Annotated in this window: 12 protein-coding genes; 4 read left to right on the forward strand and 8 right to left on the reverse strand. The window is 68.4% G+C overall.

Annotation, left to right across the window (positions count from 1 at the left end):
- The 5 genes from A5625_RS19550 to A5625_RS19570 all read right to left on the reverse strand — a co-directional run.
- The coding region (locus A5625_RS19550) for a beta-ketoacyl synthase N-terminal-like domain-containing protein (protein WP_304441897.1) at positions 1–748 on the reverse strand (748 nt) is incomplete at its 3' end.
- A 339-nt stretch (positions 749–1,087) separates the two neighbouring features.
- Positions 1,088–1,210, reverse strand: coding sequence for a hypothetical protein (locus A5625_RS30490; RefSeq protein WP_255397997.1), 123 nt, complete (start codon positions 1,208–1,210; stop codon positions 1,088–1,090).
- Positions 1,207–2,241, reverse strand: coding sequence for a nucleoside hydrolase (locus A5625_RS19560; RefSeq protein WP_066997637.1), 1,035 nt, complete (start codon positions 2,239–2,241; stop codon positions 1,207–1,209). The genes A5625_RS30490 and A5625_RS19560 overlap by 4 nt, the downstream gene beginning before the upstream one ends.
- Positions 2,242–2,318: 77 nt before the next feature.
- Positions 2,319–4,331 (reverse strand): SDR family oxidoreductase, encoded by a 2,013-nt coding sequence (locus tag A5625_RS19565; RefSeq protein WP_066997641.1) that lies wholly within the window; start codon positions 4,329–4,331, stop codon positions 2,319–2,321.
- A 44-nt stretch (positions 4,332–4,375) separates the two neighbouring features.
- Entirely contained in the window at positions 4,376–5,092 is a 717-nt protein-coding gene (locus tag A5625_RS19570; protein WP_066997644.1) for a histidine phosphatase family protein, read from the reverse strand.
- Positions 5,093–5,241: 149 nt separating this feature from the next.
- Between A5625_RS19570 and A5625_RS19575 the strand changes: the two genes are divergently transcribed.
- Positions 5,242–6,108 carry a MaoC family dehydratase gene (locus A5625_RS19575; protein ID WP_066997647.1) on the forward strand — a complete coding sequence of 289 codons (867 nt, stop codon included), beginning with the start codon at positions 5,242–5,244 and terminating at the stop codon, positions 6,106–6,108.
- Here A5625_RS19575 and otsB read toward each other — a convergent pair.
- Positions 6,105–7,259: a trehalose-phosphatase gene (otsB, locus tag A5625_RS19580; protein ID WP_066997650.1), complete on the reverse strand. Its 1,155-nt coding sequence runs from the start codon at positions 7,257–7,259 to the stop codon at positions 6,105–6,107. The genes A5625_RS19575 and otsB overlap by 4 nt on opposite strands.
- Before the next feature lie 41 nt (positions 7,260–7,300).
- Positions 7,301–8,647, reverse strand: a complete 1,347-nt coding sequence (locus A5625_RS19585) for a wax ester/triacylglycerol synthase domain-containing protein (protein ID WP_066997653.1) — start codon at positions 8,645–8,647, stop codon at positions 7,301–7,303.
- A gap of 170 nt (positions 8,648–8,817) precedes the next feature.
- Here A5625_RS19585 and A5625_RS19590 point away from each other — a divergent pair, with 170 nt between their 5' ends.
- The 3 genes from A5625_RS19590 to A5625_RS19600 are packed head-to-tail and all read left to right on the forward strand — an operon-like array spanning position 8,818 to position 13,679.
- Positions 8,818–12,111 (forward strand): error-prone DNA polymerase, encoded by a 3,294-nt coding sequence (locus A5625_RS19590; RefSeq protein WP_066997656.1) that lies wholly within the window; start codon positions 8,818–8,820, stop codon positions 12,109–12,111.
- Positions 12,112–12,150: 39 nt separating this feature from the next.
- Positions 12,151–13,005: an oxidoreductase gene (locus tag A5625_RS19595; RefSeq protein ID WP_232003762.1), complete on the forward strand. Its 855-nt coding sequence runs from the start codon at positions 12,151–12,153 to the stop codon at positions 13,003–13,005.
- Positions 13,006–13,034: 29 nt separating this feature from the next.
- Positions 13,035–13,679, forward strand: a complete 645-nt coding sequence (locus A5625_RS19600; RefSeq protein WP_066997662.1) for a nitroreductase family protein — start codon at positions 13,035–13,037, stop codon at positions 13,677–13,679.
- Between the two features lies 1 nt (position 13,680).
- Here A5625_RS19600 and A5625_RS19605 read toward each other — a convergent pair whose 3' ends face one another.
- The gene (locus tag A5625_RS19605) at positions 13,681–14,151 is read right to left on the reverse strand and encodes a tRNA (cytidine(34)-2'-O)-methyltransferase (protein WP_066997718.1); all 471 of its coding nucleotides are present in this window, start codon (positions 14,149–14,151) and stop codon (positions 13,681–13,683) included.
- Between the last annotated feature and the right edge of the window lie 12 nt (positions 14,152–14,163).

The raw sequence follows: 14,163 nt of genomic DNA on the forward strand, positions 1-14,163 counted from the left end.
TTTCGATCACCATCAGTGCGCCGGCCTCGCCGAACACGAAGCCGGTGCGGTCGCGGTCGAACGGGCGGCAGGCACCCGCGGGGTCGTCGTTCTTGGTGGACATCACGATGCGCATCTGGGCAAACGCCGCAATCGCGACCGCCTCGATCCTTACCTCGACGCCGCCGCAGATGGCGATGTCGGCCTCGCCGAACACGATGTTGCGCCAGGCCTGCGCCACACCCTCGGAGCCCGACGCGCACGCCGACACCGGGGTGATCACCCCGGCCTTGGCGTGCCGCTCCAGGGCCACTGCGACGGCCGCGCCGTCGGGCATGTACTTGGACACCGCCAGCGGCGAGACCCCCGCGATGCCGCGGGCACGCAGATCGTCATAACTGAACACGATCTGTTCGGCGGACCCCAGTCCGGTACCGATGGACACCATCAGCCGATTGGGGTCGACCTCGGGGGAACCGGCGTTCTCCCAGACCCGCCGGCTCAACACGGCTGACATTCGCTGCAGGTAGCCCATCCGGTGGCGTTCGGCACGCGTCAGGCCGCCGTCGAAGTCCTCCAGCAGATGCCCGCCGATGCGCACCGGCAGGTCAAACTCCTCGACGAACGAATCCTCGAGCTTGCGGATACCACTTTGTTTGTCCAGCAGCAGCTTCCAGGTGGTGTCGGCATCGGTTGCCAGCGCGGTCGTCATGGCGACGCCAGTGACGACCACATTCGGCAGCGTTTTCCCGGTAACCAGCTCGGTCATGACCCACAAAACCTTCCATTTGATCAGAGCCGCTAACGCTTGAGGTCGACCCCGCTGCCAACCATGAAAACACAACCCACCATCGTCCCCGTGGTATGCGGCACCGCTTTTTACCGGTACCGCCCGCCGACCGGGCGTTATCCGGCGCGCACCGCCTGTGCCCGCGCCATCAGACCACGGCCACCGGGCAGGGAGCCCACCACCGCGCGGGCCAGCCGGTCGCGGCGCCGGAGGCCGTCGGTCCTGGCTTGTCCGGCGCGCAGGTGACGCCAGCCCAAGCCGCCCAGGACGCCGCGACGAGGGCGTCGGTCGCCCCGCCGCGAGCCCGGCGCCGGTCGACTACGGCCAGGCCGAGCGCGGTCGACGCGCATGCCGTGGATATTGGTCGAGCACCTCGGCGGGGGCGGCCAGCAGCACGGCACCCCACCCCGCCCGGACCAGCTCGATGGCACGAATATTCATCGGACAACACTTAATTGGCGTGCAAAGGTGCCCACTCGTTCGATGAACCGGTCGAAGAATTCCTCCGCATCCACATCAATCCCGATGAGCGCGTTGGGTTCTCGACGATTCGACCAGTCGGTCACCGTCATGGCGCGGGTCAGGGTTCCGGTCAGCTCGATGTCCACCGTGGCCGGACGCGTCGTGATCAGCTCGGGATCCAGCGCGACCGCGGCGGCCAGTGGATCATGCAGGTGCGCCTGGTATCCATGGCCGAGTTCGTGATACGCCTCCAGGTAGAACCGCATCGCGTCCTCGATCACCCGGATCAGCGGATTGGACGCCGCCGATCGGGTTCCGCGTTCGTCGTCCGCGCCCAGCTGCGTCGTCGTCGACTCGGCGGTGGCCGCCAGCCGAGCGAGGTGCTCCGGTGTCATCGCGACCTTGCGGGTCAAGTCCAGGCCGCATAGGATCGGAAGACGCTGTTGCTCAACGTTTTCGGAACCCCAGGCGGCCAACACCTCGGCTGCCGCCTCGGGATCGACGCTGATGTTCCACTCCGCCACCGCGGTGGTGTTACCCCGGTGGTCGTAGGAACCGCCCATGATCACCAGCCGTTTCAGCAGCGCCGGCAGCTCGGGCTCCGCGCGCAGCGCCAGTGCCAGATTGGTCAACGGCCCGGTCGCCACGCCGATCAGCTCACCGGAATGGGCGCGCGCGGCATGCACCCAGGCGCTCGCCGAGTCATAGTCGGTGAGCCGCTGCCCGGCCGGCGGCAGGTCGGCATAGCCCAATCCCCTGGGGCCGTGGACTTTTGACGGCAGCCGCATCGGGCCGGTCAGGGTCTGGGGCGACCCCTTGGACACCGGTATCTCGCCGACCCGGCACAGCTGCAGCAGGCCCAGATTGTTTTCGCAAACCTGTTCCACCCCAACGTTTCCCCCGGTCGAGGCGATGCCGACCACTTCCGCGTCCGGGCTGGCGAACAGGTACATCAGCGCCAGCGCATCATCCACGCCGGTATCGACGTCGACGAAAACGGGCGAGTTCATTGTCTCCAAGATACCGCCGACAAGGTCGTCACGATGCCAACGACGTCAGAGCGCCTCGAGGGGACCTGCATAAGTGATCACCAGTGCACGCCGGGCACCAGGCGCACCAGCCGCTTGACCGGCCGGGGTGTCCGGATGCCGCGGGTGACGGCCCGCACCGGCCGGCTGGGCTTGCGCCGCGCGGTCGGCGGGGTGGGCGCCCGCGCCGGTTCGGCGATTACCCCGCGCGCCGCGGCCGAATCGGGGTAGCCGAGATAGAGCTGATGCAGAACTCGGCGCGAGGTCCGCGGGGCGAAGTAATTGCCGGCCTCGGCCAGCGTGCCCAGCGGGGTGTCGATGCGGGCCGGTTTTTCCACCAGGGCGCGCACCACCATCGCCGCCGCGCGTTCGGGGCTGATCGCCGGCACCGGGTTGAGCCGGTGCGACGGCACGATCATCGGGGTGCGCACCAGCGGCATGTGGATGTTGGTGAAGGTGATGTGGTCGGACAGCACCTCCGAACCCACCACGTCGGAGAAGGCGTCCAGCGCGGCCTTGCTCGGCAGGTAGGAGCTGTACTTGGGGTTGCGTGCCTGCACGCCGGCGCTCGACACGTTGACGATGTGCCCGAACTGGCGCTCGCGCCAATGGGGGAGCAGCGCCAGCACCATCCGCACCGCACCGAAGTAGTTGACCGCCATCACCCGTTCATAGTCATGCAGCCGGTCGGTGGAGTTGACCACCGAGCGGCGGATGGACCGGCCGGCGTTGTTCACCAGGTAATCGACGTGGTCGAAGCGTCCCAAGATGTCTTTGACGGTGTGTTCCACCGACGCGGAATCGGTGACATCGCAGGTAAAGGCATGCGCCGCACCACCATTGGCGCGGATCTCGGCAACCAACTGGTCCAGCGCCGCGCCGTTGCGGGCCAGCGCGAACACGATTGCGCCCCGCTCGGCGATCGCGATGGCCGCCGCCCGGCCGATGCCGCTGGACGCGCCGGTAATGATCACGTGCCGGCCCTGCAACGGTCCGCGCGGATCATCGCGTCGCGCGCGATCCGGATCGAGGTGCTCGGCCCAGTACCGCCACAGCCTGGGTGCGTAGCCGGCGAACTCCGGAACACTGATGCCGGTGCCCTGCAAGGCATTTCGCGTCTTCTCGTTGACGAAGGTGGGGGCCAGGTCCACGACGTCGAACACTTGCGCGGGAATGCCGAGCTGGGTGGCCGCCATGTTGCGCACCACCCGGGCGCGCCCCCGCACCTTGAGCACCGGGGCGGCCACCGAACGGGGTAGTGACCCGCGCAGCGGCGGCAGCCCGGCCGCCTTGGCCACTCCGCGGTAGATGCCGCGCAAGCCGATGGTTTTTTCGGCGGTCAGGTGGAACGTCTGTCCGTCGCGGCCGTCGGCGTGCATCAACGCGACCAGCGCGTCGACGACGTAGTCGACCGGGACGATGTTGGTGCGACCGGTGTCGGGCAACAGCATCGGGGTCAGCGACGGCAACACCGCCAACTTGGCCAGTACGCCGAAGAAGTAGTACGGCCCGTCCACCTTGTCCATCTCGCCGGTACGTGAATCGCCCACCACCACCGCCGGCCGATAGATGCGGTGACGCAGGCCGGGCGCCGAGCGCACCAGCAACTCGGCTTCGAACTTGGTCTGGTGATACGGGGTCGGCAGTTGCTGGCCGACGTCGAAATCGTCCTCGGTGTATTCGCCGGCGAAATCGCCCGCCACGGCGATCGACGACACATGGTGCAGCGTCGCCCCCAGCCGCTGCGCCAGCGCGATCACCGCGCGAGTGCCCTCGACGTTGCTGGCCCGCTGCTCGGGCTCACCAGCGGTGATGTCGTAGATCGCCGCGCAGTGCACCACGTGATCGATCTGGCCCAACTCGGCGAGCACCCCGTCGCTCAGCTCCAGCTCCGGCAGCTCGGCGACCAGAGGTTTTGCCCGCCCACCCCAGTGTTCCGCGAGCCGTTCGAAGCGGCCCAGCGACGGCCGTCGCACCAGCACCCAGACCTGCGCATCCGGCCGCGACTCCAACAGACGAGAGACGACACGGCGACCAATAAACCCGGTACCGCCGGTAACGACATACCGCATGAAGACATGGTGGCGGCGGCAGCCCCGCCCGTCAACTGCTCGATCTAGTTGTGGAAGTCGCGGATCCCGTCCCAGTCCACCAGCGTCCAGCCCGTCATCGGGTTCCCGCTGATCACCACCCGGCCCGTGTTGGGTAACGGGTGGCTGCTCATCAGGCTGTCCTTGGCGTTCTGGGCATTCATCAGCGTCCACACCATGATCGAGTTCGCGTGCGAGAACACCACCGGGTTGTGATGGCCGCTGTTGTAGATCTTGTTGACGGCCGCGGTGAACTGGTCGTTGAACTCTTTACCGCTGACCGAGCCGGGGATGCTGTTCGCCACGTCGCCGTTGAGCCAGTTCATCGGCGCCACCAGGTACGTCGACTTCGCCATCGACTCGGGTTTGCCGTTGAACCAGCCGGCGTTGATCTCCTGAATGCCGGGCACAACCTGCACCTGCTTGCCGAGTTCGGCGGCCAGCGGAGCAGCGGTTTGCTGCGCCCGGGTCATGGTGGACGCGTAGACGCTGTCATAGCCCTTGCGGCCGAGTTGATGCGCGATCTGCTCGGCCTGTCCCTTGCCCTCCGGGCTCAGGCCCGGGCCCGGCACGTCGGTGTCGATGGTGCCGCTGGCGTTGGCCTCGGACTGGGCGTGCCGGATGAACGTCACCGTGATGGATCGCGCCTGCGGTGAGCCGCCACTACAGCCGGCGACGAGGACCGTGGCGGTGAGCGCGGCGAGCGCCACCGCGGCTTTCCGGATGATGCTGCGCTTGGGCATGTCGATTAGCCTGCCTTGCCGACGGCTCCGGTGGGAAGGGTTTGCGATGGTTTGTTACCGCGGCACCGGGGCAGAGGGCCTTGGGCAGGTGGTATTTCAGCGCGTGCCAGAGTGGACCGAGATCCCTACTCAACGATCAGGAGACTTCCATGGCGATTGATCCGAGTGCCGTCGGCGCGGTCACCGAACCCATGCTGTTCGAATGGACCGACCGGGACACGCTGCTCTACGCGCTCGGTGTCGGAGCCGGGATCGACGATCTGTCCTTCACCACCGAGAACAGCCACGGGATCGACCAGCAGGTGTTGCCCACCTACGCGGTGATCTGCTGCCCGGCGTTCGGGGCGGCCGGCAAGATCGGAGACTTCAACTGGGCCATGCTGTTACACGGTTCGCAGGGGATCCGGCTGCACGCGCCGCTGCCACCCGCGGGCAAGCTGTCGGTAGTCACCGAGGTCACCGACATTCAGGACAAGGGTGAGGGCAAGAACGCCGTCGTGATGCTGCGCGGCCGCGGCACCGACCCGGATTCGGGCGCCCTGATCGCCGAGACGTCGACCACCTTTGTCGTCCGGGGCGCGGGCGGTTTCGGCGGGCAGCCGGGTCAGCGCCCCATCGCTCCGGAATTTCCGGACCGCGAGCCCGACGCCCGGATCGCGCTGCCCACCCGCGAGGACCAGGCGCTGATCTACCGGCTCTCCGGTGACCGCAACCCGCTGCACAGCGACCCGTGGTTCGCCAGGGAGCTGGCCGGGTTCCCCAAGCCGATCCTGCACGGGCTGTGCAGCTACGGGGTAGCGGGCCGGGCGCTGGTCGCCGAACTCGGCAAGGGCGTCGCGGCCAACATCACCTCGATCGATTCGCGGTTCAGCTCGCCGGTGTTTCCCGGCGAGACACTGACTACCTTGATCTGGCGCACCGAGCCGGGCAAGGCGGTGTTCCGCACGGAAGCTTCCGGCGCCGAGGGTTCCGGCTCCCGGGTGGTGCTCGACGACGGTGCGGTGGAATACGCCTAACCCTGATGGCCCGCCAGCTGATCCGCCAGCCGGTCGGTGAATTCGGCGGCCCGGGCGGGATTGTCGAGCGCGAACAGCGCCGCGGTGGCGCGGTCGCCGTCGTCGCTGTGCCGCACCAGGATCGGCACGCCATCGGCACGCACCGCGTCGAACGCGTCCTCGTCGGTGATGTCGTCGCCGAGGTAGACCGGCGTCAGTGAACCCGAGCCTGCCTGATGCAGGTGATCGATCACCCAGCGCAGCGTCTTGCCTTTGTCCCAGTCCAGGTCTGGGCGCAGCTCGATGACCTCGCGGCCGGTGGTCACCCGAAGCCCATCGCGCCGGCCTGCGGCGCGCACCGCCGCCAGCACCTCGCCGACGCGGTCGCGCTCGGCATTGCGGTAGTGCACGGCAACCCCGAATCGCTTGTGTTCCACCACGACACCGGGAATCTCACCGAGCTGGTCACCCAGCCGGCCGGCGGCCTGCTCGAGCAGCGGGATGACCGCGGCCGCCTCGTCGTTCTGGTGGTGGGTTCCGTCGGGCGCGGTCAGCTCGAAACCGTGGCTGCCCGCATACCAGATGCCCGGTACGCCAACGCGTTTCGACACGTCGGCGAGGTCGCGGCCGGACAATACCGCGACCGGGCACTGTTCGGCCAGCTTTTCCAGCGCCTGGGTGGCTCCGGCGACGGGCCGCGCCGAGTCCGGGTCGTCGACGATGTCCGAGAGCGTGCCGTCGAAGTCGAAGAACACCGCCGGTCGCCGCGCGGCCAGCCCGTCGGCCAAGGCCTGCGACGCATCGGGCAGTTGCGACATCCGGCGGTCCCCGGTGCGCACGGTGATGTCGCGCAGGCCGTCGACCACCGCGTCGGCACCGGCGCCGCGCACCGCGGTGTCCTGGCCGGCCGGGTCGACACCGATCACCAACGCGAACCCGGCGGCGCGGGCGGCCTGCACGCCCGCGTCATCCGCGGCGACCACCACGCAGCGGCCGGGGCGCACCTGCAGACGGCCGGCCGCCGACACGGGCCCGTCCGCTGAAATCACGGCGGTGCCCACCCCGGTGTCCCGCAGTTGTGTCACCAGTGCTGAGTCGAGCGCGGTGTCGGTGTCGAACAGCACCGCGTCATGGCGGCGTGGGTCGATGATGACCGGCCCCAACTTGCCCATGAACCAACCTTCTCATGGTGGTCGGTTGCCCCGAGGCCGGGTCAGTGACGCGCGTGCCCCGGCGCCGACGGATGCGTCGGCGGTACCGGGCGCCCCACCGGACGCGCGGAACGCTTGCGCCGGCCGGAGAACAGCAGCACCGAGTCGTCGCCGAGTGCCACCAGTCGTGCCATGCCCAGCTCGATGCCGGCGGCCAGTTGCTTGACGTCGAACGCGTCGCCGTGTTCGGCGGTGATCCCGAAGACCAGTTCATCGCCGTAGCTCAGTACCGCGACGCCGGTGTGCAGCGCCATCGCGGTCGGCGGGATCGGCAGCAGCCGTTCCATCGTCTGGCCCATCACCTGCAGCCTGCGGCGCGGCCCGGGGGCGTTGGTGGCCAGGGTCACGATGGCACGCTGGGGCAGCCGGGAGAGCAGTTGTAAGACGTTGCTGCGCAACACCGTTGGCAGCAGGCCGATCGCCGACTCCACGATGCCGATTGGCTGCGCGATCTGCTTGGTCTTCCATCTGGTGTGCACCGTCAGCAACCGGCGCACCGGGTCGTCGTGTTCGACGGGCAGGTGCGAGAGCATGGCCGAGCGGACCGGCATCGGTACCAGGGTGCGCAGCGAGTTGGCTCGCGGTTCCTCGCCGCGACCGAGCAGGGCGGTGCGAAATCCCTCGGTGATGGCGGCGAGCGCGACGTCGTTGGCGCTGACGCCGAACTTGCGGCAGACGCTGTCGACGTCCGCGATCGGGACTCGCACCGTGCTGTAGCGCCGCAACGTGGCGGCGGTGTCGGTGCGCAGCGCCGGCCACATCGCCCCGACCACGGCGCCGGTGAGGTTGCCGGCGATCGACGATGCCCGCCACAGCGCATCAACCCAGCCCGGTTTGTCGACCGGTGGTGGCGAAACCTGCTTGCCCGCAACGCCGTTGGCGAAGGTGTCGGCGTCGGCGTCGTCGCAAAGCCTGGTGATCAGGCGGGCCGCCGAGTTGCCGTCGAGCAGGCCGTGGTGGGTCTTCATCAAGATCGCCCAGCGGTTGCCCTGCAGACCTTCGATGACCCAGCACTCCCACGGCGGGCGGTCCAGATCCAGCGGTCGTTCCAGGGCGTAGGCGATGGCCCGGGACAGCTCGGCCTCGTCGCCGGGGCGGGGGATGGCCACCCGGCGCAGATGATGGGCCAGGTCGAAGTCCGGGCAATCGATCCATTCCTGGCTCAGCGGGTGCGCCCGGAGCAACTGCGTGCATCGCGCGATCGGCCGGATACGCTCTGCCAGAAGGCTTTTGAGCCGCTGATAGTCGGGTGCGGCGCCGTCGACGATGGCAACCGCACCGATGGCCAGGCTGGCATGCTGATCCGGATCGTGGGCTTTGAGAAATGCCGTGTCCAGTGTCTGTGCCATGCCGGCCCCCGCCGTAGTCCGCTTTTTGAACTCGTACCAGTGTCTGTGCAGCGCGCCATCTGCGGTAGTACCCGCAGCGTTAAGACCTTGTTTAGGAGTTGAAGATCGGTTTAACAACGGTTGTACTGGTCCTCGGTTAAATCGAACATCAGTTCGATATACTCGACCGGGTGGGCTGGTTTAACGGGCCGCCGAGTTGGGCGGAAATGGAGCGGGTGCTCGACGGCAAGCCGCGCCATGCCGGCGCGCCGGCGGAGCCCCCTGAGGACGCCCCGTTGTCGCGCAGACGTGGGACGTACCAGCCGCCCGGCGACACCCGGCCGTCCCGCTCGTCGGTCGCTTATGCCGAACTGCACGCGCATTCGGCGTTCAGTTTCCTGGACGGGGCGAGCACACCGGAGGAGTTGGTCGAGGAGGCGGCGCGGCTGGATCTGCGCGCCCTGGCCCTCACCGACCACGACGGCCTGTACGGGGCGGTGCGGTTCGCCGAAGCGGCGGCCGAACTCGACGTGCGCACCGTGTTCGGTGCCGAACTGTCGCTCGGCCCGGGGGCGCGCACCGAGCAGCCGGATCCGCCCGGCCCGCACTTGCTGGTGCTGGCCCGCGGGGCCGAGGGGTATCGGCGGTTGTCGCGGCAACTGGCCGCGGCGCATCTGGCCGGCGGCGAGAAGGGCAAGCCCCGGTACGACTTCGACGCGCTGACCGAGGCCGCCGGCGGGCACTGGCACATCCTGACCGGCTGTCGCAAAGGGCATGTGCGACAAGCACTTTCTGAGGGCGGCCCAACGGCGGCGGAGCGGGCGCTGGCCGAGCTGGTGGACCGGTTCGGCGCGCAGCGGGTCAGCATCGAGCTGACCCATCATGGTCAGCCGCTCGACGACGAACGCAACGCCGTGCTGGCCGCGCTGGCCCCGCGCTTCGGGGTGGGCGTCGTCGCCACCACCGGCGCGCATTTCGCCGGGCCGTCACGGCGCCGGCTGGCCATGGCGATGGGCGCCATCCGGGCCCGGCAGTCCCTGGATGCGGCCGCCGGGTGGCTGGCCCCGCTGGGCGGTTCGCACCTGCGCTCCGGCGCGGAGATGGCCCGGCTGTTCGCACATGTGCCTTTTGGGGGCCCTGACGTGGTGACCGCGGCCGCCGAGCTGGGCGAGCAGTGCGCGTTCGGGCTGGCGCTCATCGCGCCGCAGCTGCCGCCGTTCGAGGTGCCCCCCGGGCACACCGAGGACAGCTGGCTGCGGCAGTTGACCATGGCCGGGGCGCGCGAGCGCTACGGGTCGGCCGAGCGCGCACCGCGCGCCTACGCACAAATCGAACGAGAGCTGAAAGTCATTGCGCACCTGACTTTTCCGGGATATTTCCTGGTGGTGCACGACATCGCCCGGTTCTGTCGGGACAACAACATCCTGTGCCAGGGCAGGGGATCGGCGGCCAACTCCGCGGTCTGTTACGCCCTCGGCGTCACCGCCGTCGACCCGGTGGCCAACGAGCTGCTGTTCGAGCGCTTTCTGTCGCCGGCCCGCGACGGGCCGCCCGACATCGACATGGACATCGAGTCCGATCAGCGCGAAAAGGTCATCCAGTATGTCTACGACAAATACGGCCGTGACTACGCCGCCCAGGTCGCCAACGTCATCACCTACCGGGGAAAGATCGCGGTGCGCGACATGGCCCGCGCGCTGGGCTTCTCGCAGGGCCAGCAGGACGCGTGGAGCAAGCAGATCAACCACTGGAACGGGTTGGCCGACTCGCCCGACGTCGAGGGCATTCCCGAACCGGTGGTCGATCTGGCCAACCAGATCCGCAACCTGCCGCGGCACATGGGCATTCATTCCGGTGGCATGGTGATCTGCGATCGGCCGATCGCCGACGTGTGCCCGGTGGAGTGGGCACGGATGGAGAATCGCAGCGTCCTGCAGTGGGACAAAGACGACTGTGCGGCAATCGGTTTGGTGAAGTTCGATCTGCTCGGACTGGGGATGCTCTCGGCACTGCACTATGCCATCGACCTGGTGGCCGAGCACAAGGGGATCGAAGTCGACCTGGCCCGCCTCGACCTCTCCGAGCCGGCGGTGTACGAGATGCTGGCCCGCGCCGATTCCGTCGGCGTGTTCCAGGTGGAGTCGCGCGCGCAGATGGCCACCCTGCCGCGGCTGAAGCCGCGGGTGTTCTACGACCTGGTGGTGGAGGTCGCCCTGATCCGTCCCGGCCCCATCCAGGGCGGGTCGGTGCACCCCTACATCCGGCGGCGCAACGGCCTGGACCCGGTAGTCTACGACCACCCGTCCATGGCGTCGGCGCTGCGAAAGACGTTGGGAGTCCCGCTCTTTCAGGAGCAGCTGATGCAGCTCGCGGTCGACTGCGCCGGATTCAGCGCGGCCGAGGCCGATCAGTTGCGCCGCGCCATGGGATCCAAGCGCTCGACCGAACGCATGCGACGGCTGCGCGGCCGGTTCTATGAGGGCATGCGCACGCTACACGGCGCCGACGACGAGGTGATCGACCGCACTTACGAAAAGCTGGAAGCCTTCGCGAATTTCGGCTTCCCCGAAAGCCATGCGCTGAGCTTTGCGTCGCTGGTGTTCTACTCGTCGTGGTTCAAGCTGCACCACCCGGCGGTGTTCTGCGCGGCGCTGCTGCGCGCCCAGCCGATGGGGTTCTACTCGCCGCAGTCGCTGGTGGCCGATGCGCGCCGGCACGGTGTGACGGTGCACGGTCCGGACGTCAACGCCAGCCTGGCGCACGCGACACTCGAGAACGCCGGCACCGAGGTGCGGCTGGGGCTGGGTGCCGTCCGCCATATCGGTGACGATCTGGCCGAACAACTTGTCGAGGAGCGAAAAACCAACGGCCCGTTCGCTTCTCTGCTGGATCTGACGACCCGGCTGCAGCTCTCGGTGCCGCAGACCGAGGCGCTGGCGACGGCGGGGGCGCTGGGCTGCTTCGGCATGTCGCGGCGCGAGGGGTTGTGGGCGGCCGGGGCGGCGGCCACCCAACGGCCGGACCGGCTGCCCGGGGTGGGATCGTCCTCGCACATCCCCGCGTTGCCCGGGATGAGTGAGCTGGAGTTGGCCGCCGCCGATGTGTGGGCCACCGGCGTCTCCCCGGACAGCTACCCGACGCAGTTCCTGCGGGCCGATCTGGACGCGATGGGGGTGGTGCCGGCCGAGAAGCTCGGATCGGTGCCCGACGGCGACCGGGTGCTGATCGCCGGCGCGGTGACCCACCGGCAACGCCCCGGCACGGCGCAGGGGGTCACGTTCATCAACCTCGAGGACGAGACCGGGATGGTCAACGTGCTCTGCACGCCGGGGGTGTGGGCGCGGCATCGCAAGCTGGCGAACTCGGCACCGGCGCTGCTGGTGCGTGGGCAGGTCCAAAACGCCAGCGGCGCCATCACCGTCGTCGCCGAGCGGCTGGGCCGCATCACCCTGGCGGTCGGCTCGAAGTCGCGTGACTTTCGCTAGTACGAGATAGTCATGACATTCCAACTTCAGGAGGGCAGAGTGTCTGAGACCGCCGCGAATTCCAAAGTCTGGTTCCTCACCGGAGCTTCGCGCGGATTCGGACTCGAGATCGCTCGCAAGATCCTGGCTCAGGGTGATCGGGTGGTGGCGACCGCCCGGCGTGCCAAGCAGATCCACACTGCGCTTCCCGATGCCGGTGACGCTCTGCTCGCAATCGACCTCGACGTCACCGACGCCGACCAGGCCGCACAGGCAGTTCGGTCGGCGGTCGACGCGTTCGGCCGGATCGACGTGCTGGTGAACAACGCTGGCCGCGGCCTTCTCGGCGCCGTCGAGGAAGCGTCCGACGCCTCGGTCCGCGCCGTCTACGAGGTCAACGTGTTCGGCACCCTGACCATGCAGCGGGCTGTACTGCCGATCATGCGTCGTCAGCGCTCCGGCCACATCATCAACATCAGTTCGGTTGGCGGGCTGCTCGGGTCGCCGGGGTGGGGCATCTACTGCTCGACCAAGTTCGCGATGGAAGGCTTCAGCGAGGCGCTGGCCAAGGAGCTACGGCCGCTGGGCATCTGGGTCACCATCGTCGAACCCGGCTACTTCCGCACCGATTTCCTCGACGCGTCCAGCCTCGGCACCGAAGAGAACGTCATTGCCGACTATGAATCCACCGCCGGGGCGACGCGCGCCCACGCCGCCGACGTCAACCATGCCCAGCCCGGCGACCCGATCAAGGCGGCCGCGGCCATCGTCGACATCGCTTCGGCCGCCGAGCCGCCGGTGCATCTGCTGCTGGGCACCGACTGCGTCGCCGCGGTGGAGGCCAAGATCGAAGACCTGAAGGCCGACATCGACGCGTGGCGGACGCTCTCCACATCGACCGACCACGACCAGTGAGGCTGCGGGTACCTCCTAGGCTCGCTTGCATGACTCTCAATCTGTCTGTCGACGAACTCCTCACCACCACCCGCTCGGTCCGCAAGCGTCTCGACTTCGACAAGCCGGTGGGCCGTGACGTACTGATGGAATGCCTGGAACTGGCACTGCAGGCGCCCACCGGCTCGAACGCACAGGGCTGGCAGTGGGTGTTCGTCGAGGACGCCGAGAAGAAGAAGGCCATCGGCGACGTCTACCTGAAAAATGCCCGGGGCTACCTCGCCTCGCCCGCACCCGACTACGCCGAGGGCGACACCCGTGGTGAGCGGATGGACAAGGTCAGGGATTCCGCAACGTATCTCGCCGAGCACATGCACGAGGCGCCGGTGCTGTTGATCCCCTGCATCCTCGGCCGGGAGGACAAGCAACCCATGGGTGGTGTGTCGTTCTGGGCGTCGCTGTTCCCGGCGGTCTGGAGCTTCTGTCTGGCGCTGCGGTCGCGCGGATTGGGGTCTTGCTGGACGACACTGCACCTGCTCGGTGACGGCGAGAAGCAGGTCGCCGACGTGCTGGGCATCCCGTACGACAAGTACAGCCAGGGCGGGCTGTTCCCGATCGCCTACACCAAGGGCACCGACTTCAAGCCGGCCAAGCGGCTGCCCGCCGAAACCCTCACGCACTGGAACAGCTGGTGAGTCAGGTGGCCCCGGCCCCGGCGTAGCCGTGTTGCCGCCAGGCCTCGTAGACGGCGACCGCCGCGGCGTTGGACAGGTTCAGCGAGCGCCGGCCCGCCAGCATCGGGATGCGGACCTGCCCGGTGATGTGCGGGTCGGCCAGCGTCGCGGCGTCCAGCCCGGTGGGTTCGGGCCCGAACATCAACACGTCACCGGCGCGGTAGCGCACGTCGGCGAACGAGGTGGGCGCGTGCGAGGTGAACGCGAACACCCGCTCGGGTGACAGCGCGGCCCAGGCCGCCGCCAGCGAAGCGTGCACAGTGACCGAGGCGAGGTCGTGGTAGTCCAGCCCGGCCCGGCGCAGCTTGGGTTCGGACAGGTCGAACCCCATCGGCTCGACCAGATGCAATTCGCAGCCCGTCGCCGCCGCCGTCCGGATGGCATTGCCGGTGTTGGGCGGGATCCGCGGCGTCAGAAACATCAGCTTGAACACAACGCCGATAAT

This window comes from Mycobacterium sp. 1465703.0 (genome assembly GCF_001672975.1).
GTDB lineage: Bacteria > Actinomycetota > Actinomycetes > Mycobacteriales > Mycobacteriaceae > Mycobacterium.

What these genes read in the sequence shown, in the direction of transcription:
- A5625_RS19565 (WP_066997641.1), bottom strand. Translation starts at nt 4,331, where the DNA reads ATGCGGTATGTCGTTACCGGCGGTACCGGGTTTATTGGTCGCCGTGTC.
- A5625_RS19570 (WP_066997644.1), bottom strand. Translation starts at nt 5,092, where the DNA reads ATGCCCAAGCGCAGCATCATCCGGAAAGCCGCGGTGGCGCTCGCCGCG.
- A5625_RS19575 (WP_066997647.1), top strand. Translation starts at nt 5,242, where the DNA reads ATGGCGATTGATCCGAGTGCCGTCGGCGCGGTCACCGAACCCATGCTG.
- A5625_RS19560 (WP_066997637.1), bottom strand. Translation starts at nt 2,241, where the DNA reads ATGAACTCGCCCGTTTTCGTCGACGTCGATACCGGCGTGGATGATGCG.
- A5625_RS19585 (WP_066997653.1), bottom strand. Translation starts at nt 8,647, where the DNA reads ATGGCACAGACACTGGACACGGCATTTCTCAAAGCCCACGATCCGGAT.
- A5625_RS30490 (WP_255397997.1), bottom strand. Translation starts at nt 1,210, where the DNA reads ATGAATATTCGTGCCATCGAGCTGGTCCGGGCGGGGTGGGGTGCCGTG.
- A5625_RS19600 (WP_066997662.1), top strand. Translation starts at nt 13,035, where the DNA reads ATGACTCTCAATCTGTCTGTCGACGAACTCCTCACCACCACCCGCTCG.
- otsB (WP_066997650.1), bottom strand. Translation starts at nt 7,259, where the DNA reads ATGGGCAAGTTGGGGCCGGTCATCATCGACCCACGCCGCCATGACGCG.